1 protein-coding gene is annotated in these 1065 nt (G+C 62.8%); it reads left to right on the top strand.

Going from position 1 to position 1065, the window contains the following annotated elements; genetic code table 11:
• Positions 1 to 53 precede the first annotated feature (53 nt).
• Positions 54 to 1065 (top strand): IS256 family transposase (locus tag AC07Z7_RS25085; protein ID WP_494768047.1); only part of this gene is annotated, 1012 nt, incomplete at its 3' end.

Below are 1065 nucleotides of genomic sequence, written 5' to 3'. Positions count from 1 at the left end.
GAGCCTGTCAGATGTTTTGTGTGTGAGGCATAGCATGTCAACAAGGAGCATGAATGCCACGCAAGACGAAGACAACCTCAGCAGCGGACAAGGCGGCGCAGCCGCAATTCTCAGCCGCAGCGCTTGAGCAACTGATCCCCGGGCCGGTGACGCCAGCCGAGCTTGAGGGCATCTTCCAGCAGTTCAAGAAGGCCGTATTGGAGCGCGCACTGGGCGCCGAGATGAGTCACCACCTGGGCTACGCGCCCGGTCAGGCCAAACCCGAAGGGGCTGCCACCAATCACCGCAATGGCAAGAGCGCCAAGACCGTTCTCACCGATGTCGGCGCTTTGCGCATCGACGTCCCCCGCGATCGCGAGGGCACCTTCGAGCCGCAACTAATTGGCAAGCATGAGCGCCGCTTTACGGGCTTTGATGACAAGATCATCGCCATGTACGCGCGCGGCATGACGGTGCGCGAGATCCAGGGCTTTCTTTCCGAGATGTACTCGGTGGACGTCTCGCCCGACCTCATCAGCAGCGTCACTGACGCCGTGATGAGCGAGGTCACGGCCTGGCAGAGTCGCCCGCTGGAGTCGATGTACCCGGTCGTGTTCTTTGACGCGCTGCGGGTCAAGATCCGCGAGGAAGCCGTGGTTCGCTCCAAGGCCGTTTATCTGGCCCTGGGCGTACTACCCGATGGCAGCCGCGACATCCTGGGCATCTGGATCGAAAACACCGAGGGAGCCAAGTTCTGGATGAAGGTCTTCAACGACCTGAAGACGCGCGGAGTCCATGACATCCTGATCGCCGTCACCGACGGGCTCAAGGGCATGCCAGAGGCGCTGGGCGCAGTGTTCCCGGCCACGACGCTGCAGACCTGCATCGTGCATCTGATCCGGGGCAGCCTGGACTTTGCGTCATGGAAGGACCGCAAGAGCCTGGCCACGGCCATCAAGCCGATCTACACGGCGGTGAGCGCCGAGGCCGCTGAGGCCGAGCTGACTGCGTTTGAAGCCGGGCCCTGGGGCCAGAAGTTCCCCACTGTCGTGGGCGCCTGGCGCAGGGTCTGGGACAAGGTCATAC

The sequence above is a fragment of the Acidovorax sp. GW101-11A03 genome (assembly GCF_059424825.1).
The sequence above is the reverse complement of the archived record's forward strand: the minus strand, read 5'-3'. Positions and strand labels throughout refer to the sequence as shown.